This is a genomic window from Streptomyces sp. UNOC14_S4 (assembly GCF_020740835.1).
In the GTDB taxonomy this organism is placed as follows: Bacteria; Actinomycetota; Actinomycetes; order Streptomycetales; family Streptomycetaceae; genus Streptomyces.
Genome location: NZ_JAINFC010000367.1, coordinates 1 through 7,837 on the forward strand (window position 1 = coordinate 1; position 7,837 = coordinate 7,837).

General features: G+C 73.4%; 9 protein-coding genes and 1 pseudogene. 2 read left to right on the forward strand and 8 right to left on the reverse strand.

Annotated features, from left to right (window positions below):
• The 4 genes and pseudogenes from K6I34_RS26610 to K6I34_RS26625 all read right to left on the reverse strand — a co-directional run.
• On the reverse strand, window positions 1-419 hold a 419-nt coding region (locus tag K6I34_RS26610; RefSeq protein WP_229329355.1), incomplete at its 3' end, for a VOC family protein.
• Window positions 420-534: 115 nt separating this feature from the next.
• Window positions 535-711 (reverse strand): hypothetical protein, encoded by a 177-nt coding sequence (locus tag K6I34_RS26615; RefSeq protein ID WP_229329357.1) that lies wholly within the window; start codon window positions 709-711, stop codon window positions 535-537.
• A 540-nt stretch (window positions 712-1,251) separates the two neighbouring features.
• Window positions 1,252-1,935 (reverse strand): annotated as a pseudogene (locus K6I34_RS26620) (dienelactone hydrolase family protein); the annotation flags it as partial.
• Between the two features lie 72 nt (window positions 1,936-2,007).
• Window positions 2,008-2,451 carry an Hsp20/alpha crystallin family protein gene (locus K6I34_RS26625; RefSeq protein ID WP_229329359.1) on the reverse strand — a complete coding sequence of 148 codons (444 nt, stop codon included), beginning with the start codon at window positions 2,449-2,451 and terminating at the stop codon, window positions 2,008-2,010.
• Between the two features lie 206 nt (window positions 2,452-2,657).
• Between K6I34_RS26625 and K6I34_RS26630 the strand changes: the two genes are divergently transcribed.
• Window positions 2,658-3,854 carry a damage-control phosphatase ARMT1 family protein gene (locus K6I34_RS26630; protein ID WP_229329367.1) on the forward strand — a complete coding sequence of 399 codons (1,197 nt, stop codon included), beginning with the start codon at window positions 2,658-2,660 and terminating at the stop codon, window positions 3,852-3,854.
• Window positions 3,855-3,921: 67 nt separating this feature from the next.
• A complete protein-coding gene (locus K6I34_RS26635) occupies window positions 3,922-4,884 on the forward strand; it encodes an isopenicillin N synthase family dioxygenase (RefSeq protein WP_374231020.1) in 963 nt (320 codons plus the stop codon).
• A gap of 40 nt (window positions 4,885-4,924) precedes the next feature.
• On the opposite strand, the gene K6I34_RS26640 is transcribed toward K6I34_RS26635, so the two are convergent.
• The 4 genes from K6I34_RS26640 to K6I34_RS26655 all read right to left on the reverse strand — a co-directional run.
• A complete protein-coding gene (locus K6I34_RS26640; RefSeq protein ID WP_374231021.1) occupies window positions 4,925-6,232 on the reverse strand; it encodes a PP2C family protein-serine/threonine phosphatase in 1,308 nt (435 codons plus the stop codon).
• A gap of 102 nt (window positions 6,233-6,334) precedes the next feature.
• A complete protein-coding gene (locus K6I34_RS26645) occupies window positions 6,335-6,895 on the reverse strand; it encodes a DUF6328 family protein (RefSeq protein ID WP_229329361.1) in 561 nt (186 codons plus the stop codon).
• A 48-nt stretch (window positions 6,896-6,943) separates the two neighbouring features.
• Window positions 6,944-7,270 carry a plasmid stabilization protein gene (locus K6I34_RS26650; RefSeq protein ID WP_229329363.1) on the reverse strand — a complete coding sequence of 109 codons (327 nt, stop codon included), beginning with the start codon at window positions 7,268-7,270 and terminating at the stop codon, window positions 6,944-6,946.
• 103 nt (window positions 7,271-7,373) lie between these two features.
• Window positions 7,374-7,837, reverse strand: a 464-nt coding sequence (locus tag K6I34_RS26655) for a GNAT family N-acetyltransferase (RefSeq protein ID WP_229329365.1), incomplete at its 5' end; no start/stop codon positions are given.

A 7,837-nucleotide genomic window follows, 5' to 3' on the forward strand; every position in this document is an offset into this window, starting at 1 on the left:
GTCCACGAGAGGGAGTTGTCCTCCATGACCACCTCCATACCGGGCCTGTCGCGTGGCTGCCACACACCGAAGTCGGCGCCGGTGGGGTCGGTGAAGTGGGCCATGCGCCCGGCGGTGGTCACGTCCATGGGCATGACCGTGACCGTGCCGCCCGCCTGCCGCACGGCCTCGGCGGTGGCGTCCGCGTCCGGCGTGTGGAAGTACACCGTCCAGGTCGCCGTGGAGTTTTTGCCGCTCGGGCCGACACCGGCCACCGTCCTGCCGTCGTGGAGAAAGAAGCCGTAGCCTCCCGCCTCGGGGCCCGCCGACCGGAACGTCCAGCCGAACAGGCCGCGGTAGAAGGCGACGGCCGCGTCGGTGTCCGGGACGGCGAGGTCGAGCCAGTCGGGGGCACCGGGGACGAACGACGTCGTGAGCATGGGGGTCCTTCCACGGGCGCGTGCGCGGGCCCGCGCCTCTGGAGTGCGGGGCGCTGCCCAGCATGCCAGGACCGCGTCGTCCACCGGCGCCATGGACTCCGGACCGTGCCGACGACTAGGCCGATGGTGTGCGGCGGATCGGCGTGCCCATCGCCTGGAGGACCGGGCTGTCCACCGAGCCGGCGGCGATACGGCGGACGATCTCCCGCGGGGACACGCGGAGACGGACACCCGGTACGACGGTGCGCGGCCGCACGGGGTGGGTCTGGAAGAAGGTGGTGAGGACGGACATGGGAGGACACCTCCGTGAACGGGGCAGGGGTTCTGGTCACCCTGCGGAGAACCGGCCGAGCGGGCCGGGGACGTCACACGTGACCGCCGAAGGGCCGGTACGGCAGACGGAAGCGGTCGTGCGACACGGGAGAAACGCACACCTGACGGTGCGTGAGGACGGACCGGGAGGCCTGCCTGCTACCCGGGAGCCGCGGCGACGAGCAGACTCCAGCGCGCCGAAGGCGAGGCCGCACACGCACGGATGGGCCGGCGGCCGTGGCGCGGGGCGCCGCGATGACCGTCACGATGATCGTCCATGCTTCCCGCCCCCCTCCGGTCGAACGCGCTGCTCGATGCCGTGTCAGTTGTGCCGGTCGTGTCGGTCGTGTCAGCGCTCGATGTCGTGCCAGCGTAGCCCTCCGCACGCGTGGCGAGGAGGGCGGGAGAGGGCAATTGATTCATCCTTGACGCCCGGTAACGGACGCCCGGTAACGGACGCCCGGTAACGGACGCCCGGTAACGGACGCCCGGCGACGGACGCCCGGTGGCGCTCGGCGGGTCACCCCGCCCGGGCACCGCCGGGAGCGGGCATGTGGCCCGCGAACCAGTCCCGCGCGAGCTCGGTGACCGTCTCCAGCGCGCCGGGCTCCTCGAAGAGATGTGTGGCCCCCGGGACGACGGCGAGCCGGTTCTCGCAGCGCAGGTGCTCCTGCGCACGACGGTTGAGGTCGAGTACGACGTCGTCGGCGCCGCCCACGATCAGCAGCGTGGGCGCCGTCACCGCCCACAGCCGCGCGGTGGCCATGTCGGGCCTGCCGCCCCGGGAGACCACGGCGGCGATGCCCGCGCCCGGCTCGGCGGCCGCCCACAGCGCGGCGGCCGCGCCCGTGCTCGCGCCGAAATACCCGACCGGGAGCCCCTCCGCCTCGGGCTCCTCGCGCAGCCAGGACGTGGCGTCCGAGAGGCGATGGGCCAGCAGCGTGGTGTCGAAGACGTTCCTCCGGTTGTCCGCCTCCTCCTCGGTGAGCAGGTCGAACAGCAGCGTGCCGAGGCCGACGCCGCCCAGGCCCACGGCCACGGCGCGGTTGCGCGGGCTGCGGCGGCTGCTGCCGCTGCCGTGCGCGAACACCACGATCCCCTGCGCGCCGCGCGGCACGGTCAGCTCCCCGTCCAGCAGCGTGGGACCGGCACGTACGCGCACGTCACGGCTGTCGGGCCGCGCGCCCTCGCGGGCCTGCGCGTGGGGGGTCCGATTCATCTCCCGCACCTCCTCATAGGCATGCGGTACGCGCCGCCGCCGGCCGGTCCCCGTGGGTCAGCCGGCGCGCCGGACGGGCACGCTGCGCGTGCTCGACTTCGGCTCGGCCGGGCGCCGGACGGTCACCGTGAGGATGCCGTCGCGGTACTCGGCCTCGGGTTCCTCGTCCGGGATCGGGAACGGCAGCCGGACCGTCCGCTCGAAGGAGCCGTAACGGAACTCCGAATGCCGTTTGCGCTCCGTGCTCTCCGTGCTCTCCGCGTGCTCGGCCCGGACGGTCAGGGTGTCGCCCTCGACCGTGATGCTGATGTCCTTCTCCGGGTCCACGCCCGGCAGCTGGGCACGCAGGACGTACCGCCCGTCACCCTCCATCACCTCGATGGGGATGACGTGCGCGTCCCCGCGGCCCCATTCCACCGGCAGCTCGGGGAACCCCGCCCCCAGCCACTCCATCAGCTCCGGCAGCCCGGACCGGCGCCTGGATACCGACGAGCCGGTCATGACGGCCTCCTCTCCCGGCCTTCCTGGCCTTCCTGGCCTCTCCGGCGGCACCGCGCCGCCGGTCACCGTGTCGGTGTTCCCTGCTCTCCCTCCAGCATCGCGCAGCCCGCGCGCCCGGGCCTGCGGGATCATGCCCGGCTCCGCCCCGGACGACGGGTACCGTGCACGCAGGACGTATCCGTACGACGACGGAGGACACGACGGCGATGCCCACGGCGGACGAGGCGGACGACGCACTCGAGATCGTGAGCAGCGAGCCCGGCTCGTTCGCCTGGGGAGTCTGGGCCGAGCGCCACCCCGCGCTCGTCCGGCAGGTCCGCGACGCCTCCCCGTACGGCCCCGCGCAGCACCGGGCCCTCGACGCGCTGCTCGCCGAGATCGCCGACGGCGTGATCGAACCGCTCGCCCCGGACGCCCACGACCACGACCGCTGGCGGGCCTGGGGACGCGGGCACTACGGCATGTCCTGGTTCGACGCGCCTTTCCTCTGGGCCGAGAGCTACTTCTACCGCAGGCTGCTCGGAGCCGTCGGCTACTTCGCCCCCGGCCCGTGGCAGGGCGTCGACCCCTTCGCCCCCTTCAAACAGGCCGAACTGGCCGGTACGGCGGTCGACGACGAACTGGCCGCACTCGAAACCCTCACCGACAGCGCCCCCGGCGAGCGCGAACACGCCCTCCTGCACGCCTCGCTCTGGGGCAACCGCGCCGACCTGGGCTTCCGCATCACCTCCGGCGGCACGCAGGACGACGGCGCCGGACGGCCCCTCCTCTCCGACGACAGCGACCGGCTCTGGTCCCTGCTCCCCGAGGGAGCGGCCGCCACGGTGCACCTCGTCGCGGACAACGCCGGTCCCGAGCTCGTCCCCGACCTCCTGCTCCTCGACCACCTCCTCCACCACGGCCGGGCCGCCCGCGCGGTCCTGCACGTCAAGCCGTACCCGTACTACGTCTCCGACGCGACCACGACGGACGTCGTCGACGCCCTGCGCCGCCTCCGCCGGGCGGACGGGCAGGCCGCCGCGACCGCCACGCGCCTGTGGTCCGCCCTGGCCGACGGACGGCTGGAGGTACGCGCGCACGCGTTCTTCTGCGCCCCGCTGCCGTACGACGCGATGCCCGACGACCTGCGGCGGGAGTTCGCGGACGGCACGGTGACCCTGCTGAAGGGCGACCTCAACTACCGTCGCCTCGTCGGTGACCGGCACTGGCCCGCCACGACGCCGTTCGCCGACCGCACCGCCTTCTTCCCGGGCCCCGTCGCGGCCCTGCGCACCCTCAAGTCCGACGTGGTCGTCGGCCTCGACGCGCGGACGTTGGGCACCTTGGAAGACAGCGGGCGGCCCTGGCGGACCAGCGGTACGCACGCGGTGATCCAAGCGAGCAGTCGAACCGGCAGCAGCTGAGCCGGTGGCAGCTGAACCGGCAGCAGTCGAACCGGCGAACAGGCCGTACGAGCACTCAGGAGGCGCGGTGGCCATTCCCACGATCGACCTCGGCACATGGCGGCACGGACCGGAGCGGGACCGTGCCGACCTGGCCCGCACCGTCGACGACGCCCTCAAGACCGCCGGGTTCCTGCTGGTCACCGGGCACGGCGTGGACGCGCCGCTGCGCTCCGGCATCCGGGACGCCGCCCGCGGCTTCTTCCGGCTCTCGGAGGGGACCAAGGCCCCGTACGCCGTGCGCGTCGGCGGACGCGGCTGGCTGCGGCAGGGCGCGGAGGCGAACGCCTACGCCGAGGGCACCCAGAGCCCGCCCGACCTGAAGGAGTCCTGGTCCTTCGTCTCCGACGAACCGACGGGCGACCCGGCCGTGGACGCCGAGTGGTTCCGGCCGAACGTGTGGCCCGCCGAGGCGCCGGAGCTGCGGCCGATGGTCGAGCGGTACGTGACACGGATGCGGGAGCTGTCCGACCTGCTCCTGGAGCTGCTGGCCGCGGCCCTCGGCGCGCCCCCGGACCTCTTCACCCGCCACACCGGGCACCCCACCTGGGGCTTCAACATCAACTGGTACCCGGGGACGGACGTGGTGGGCACCCCGGAGCCCGGCCAGTTCCGCATCGGCCCGCACACCGACTTCGGCACCGTGACGGTCCTGGACCGGCAGCGGGGCAAGGGCGGGCTGCAGGTGTTCACCGAGACGGACGGCTGGCGGGACGCGCCCTACGACCCCGAGGCCCTCACCGTGAACATCGGCGACCTGATGGCCCGCTGGACCGGCGACCGCTGGCGCTCCGGCCGCCACCGGGTGCTGCCGCCACCGGCCGACGCGCCCACGGAGGAGCTGATGTCCCTGGTGTACTTCTACGAGTGCGACCCGGGCACCCGCGTCGAGACGCTGCCCCCGCCGATCGGCCGGGTCGCGTACGAACCGGTCGACTCGCACGCCTACCTGCGGGCGAAGCTGGAGGCCATCAGCGTCGACGCCGGCTGAGACGGTCCCGGCGGGACCGTCGGCCGTAAGCCATCAGCCGTCAGTCCCGCTCCGGGACGCGCAGGACGATGACGGCCATGTCGTCGTGGCCGTCACCGGGCCGGGACTCGGCCACGGCCCTGCCGAGCCGGTCCAGCGGCAGGGCGGCGTGCGCGGCCGCCGTGTCCGCGACCACGCGCAGGGCCTCGTCCAGGTCCCGGCCGGGGTACTCGACCAGCCCGTCGGTGTACATGAGCACCGTGGCACCCGGCGGCAACGGGCGCCGGTGGCTGTGGCGCGGGAGCCCGGTGTCGACGCCCACGGGCACGTCCGGCTCGGCGTCGAGGAACCATGCCTCGCCGTCCGGGGTCACGACCAGCGGCGGCGGATGGCCCGCGTTGCTCCACACCAGCGACCAGGCCCCCGCGTCCGGCTCGATCCGGGCCAGGCAGACCGTCGCCATCACCGGCTCCGCGACGGCCGCGAGCGTACGGTCGAGGCGGCCGAGCAGCTCACCGGGGGGTGCGCCCGAGTCGTAGGCCAGGGCACGCAGCATGTTGCGGATCTGCGCCATGGTCGCGGCGGCCCGGACGTCGTGGCCGACGACATCGCCCACGATCATCGCCCGGGAGCCGTCCGGGAACGTCAGCACGTCGTACCAGTCGCCCCCGAGCAGGGCGGGGTCGGCGGCCGGCCGGTACGTCGCCCACGAGGTGAACGGGGCGAGGTCGGGCAGCGTCGGCAGCAGCAACTGCTGGAACTGCTCGGCGCTCGCGCGCACCTGCCCGTAGAGCCTGGCGTTCTCGATGGCCACACCCGCCGCGCCCGCCAGGGCCGTCACCACCGCCTCGTCGTCGGAGTCGAAGGGCTTGCCGTCCTGACGGTCCGCCAGATAGAGGTTGCCGTACACCTGGCCGCGCACGGTTATGGCGACCCCGAGCAGGGAACGCATCGGCGGATGGCCGGGCGGGAACCCCGCCGCGTGCGGATCCGACGCGATGTCGTCCACGCGCAGCGGCCGCGGATCGCTGATCAGCAGCCCCAGCAGGCCCTGACCGCATGGCAGTTGCGCCCCGGACAGCTGTTCCAGTTCCTGGGCGTCCAGCCCCACCGGGATGAACTCCGTCAGCCCCGTGCCGTCCGCGTCGAGGACCCCCAGCGCCCCGTAGCGCGCTCCGACCAGGTCCATGGTGGCCGTCACGATGCGGCGCAGCACGACGGGCAGCTCCAGTTCCCCGCTGATGCCCAGGATGGCGTCCAGCAGGCTCCGCATTCTCCGCTGGACGCGGGCGGATTCCGCCAACTGCTCGCTGAGCCGGTCGAGGGCCGCGTCCACGGGAAGCCCGTTGTCAGTACCGTTCGTCGCCACCTGCTGGACACTACCGGTCCCGCTGCTTCGAAGCGGGAGAAGTCCGCAGGTCAGACAAGATGCGCCGCGCACATGCCGAGGGCCGGGCGCCCGGGGCGGCGGTCACTTCTCGTGCTCGTGGCGGCGCAGCGCCCACCAGGGCAGCGCGAACCAGCACAGCCCCAGCCAGACGACGACGCCGGCGAGGAGCCATGGCACCGCCGCGTTGTGCAGCGCGATCCGCAGGATCAGCAGCAGTGCCGAGGTGACCGTCGCCAGGAGCAGGACCACCCCGGACAGCGTGAGCCGCGCCGCCCAGGCCACGGTCTGTGCCTTGAGGCGGTGCCCGCTGACGATGCGGTGGAAGGCCACCGGCCCGATCAGCGCCCCGGTGGTCGCCGCGCCGAGCAGCACCGTGACGATGTAGATGGCGCGGTCGGTGTCGCCCAGCGTGGCGAACCGCGGGGTGAAGGCCACGGTCAGCAGGAACCCGAAGAGGACCTGGACCCCGGTCTGCGTGACGCGTACTTCCTGGAGCAGCTCGCCCCAGTGCCGGTCCGCCCGCTGGGTCGGGGTCTCGTGGCGCTCGTCACGCGGCCCGTCGTCGGGGGCGGCCGGGCCGACTGGGCCGTCCGGGTCGTGCGGGTCGTCCGGGCCCGTGCCGGGAGTCCTGTCGGCTGGCATGGCGTCCCCTCACGCGTGGGCGCGGCGGGCGGCCGGGAGCGGTGCCGGTCAGCTCCGGCCCAACGCCCGCTTGAGTTCGGCTTTGTTCATGTGCGACCGGCCTTCGACGTTCTTCTGCTTCGCCTCGTTGTAGAGCTGCTCCTTCGTGGGGCCCTGGGCCCCGGAATGGGAGCGCTGCCCGCCCCGCTTCGAGGAGGACATGTCCTCCAGCGACGTGCGGCTGGCCGTCCTGGCCTCGCCCGCGCGGGCACGCTCCTTGTTGACCGTGCGGGCCGCGATCTCCTCCGCCCGCCTCGTGCTCTCCCCGTGCTCCAGCGCGCTCTCCTTGATGTGCTCGTACTGCCGCTCGCGCTTGGAGCTCGATCCCCTGGGCATGGTCCGCGCCTCGCTTCCCTCCGTACGGGTACACGGCCCACCGTGACACCGGGGGCCCGGCACCGCAGGCCGGATGCCGCCGATCGGGGCGCGGTGACCCGGTTCAGGACGCCGGCAGGGACTTCTCCAGCCAGGCCACGTCCCAGTACGTACCGAACTTGCGGCCCACTTCGCGGTGGACACCGGCGGGACGGAAGCCGAAGCGCTCGTGCAGGCGCATCGACGCCTCGTTGGGCTGGGTGACGACGGCGTAGGCGCGGTGCACGTCCTCCTGGGCGAGGGCGTCGAAGAGCGCGCGGTACAGCAGTGCGCCGACGCCGCGCCCGGTGTGTTCCGGGGCCAGGTAGACGCTGGTCTCCACCGACGTCTCGTAGGCCTGCTTGGGCCGCAGGGGACTGCTGGTGGCGTAGCCCAGCACGGCGCCGTCCTGCGCCGCGACGAACAGCCGGTGGCGGCCGACGGGCGGGTGGTCGGCCAGCCACTGCCCGCGGTCCTCGGCGCTGACGGGCTCGATGTCGAACGTGACGGGGGTGCTCAGCACGTAGTGGTTGTAGATCTCGGTGAGCC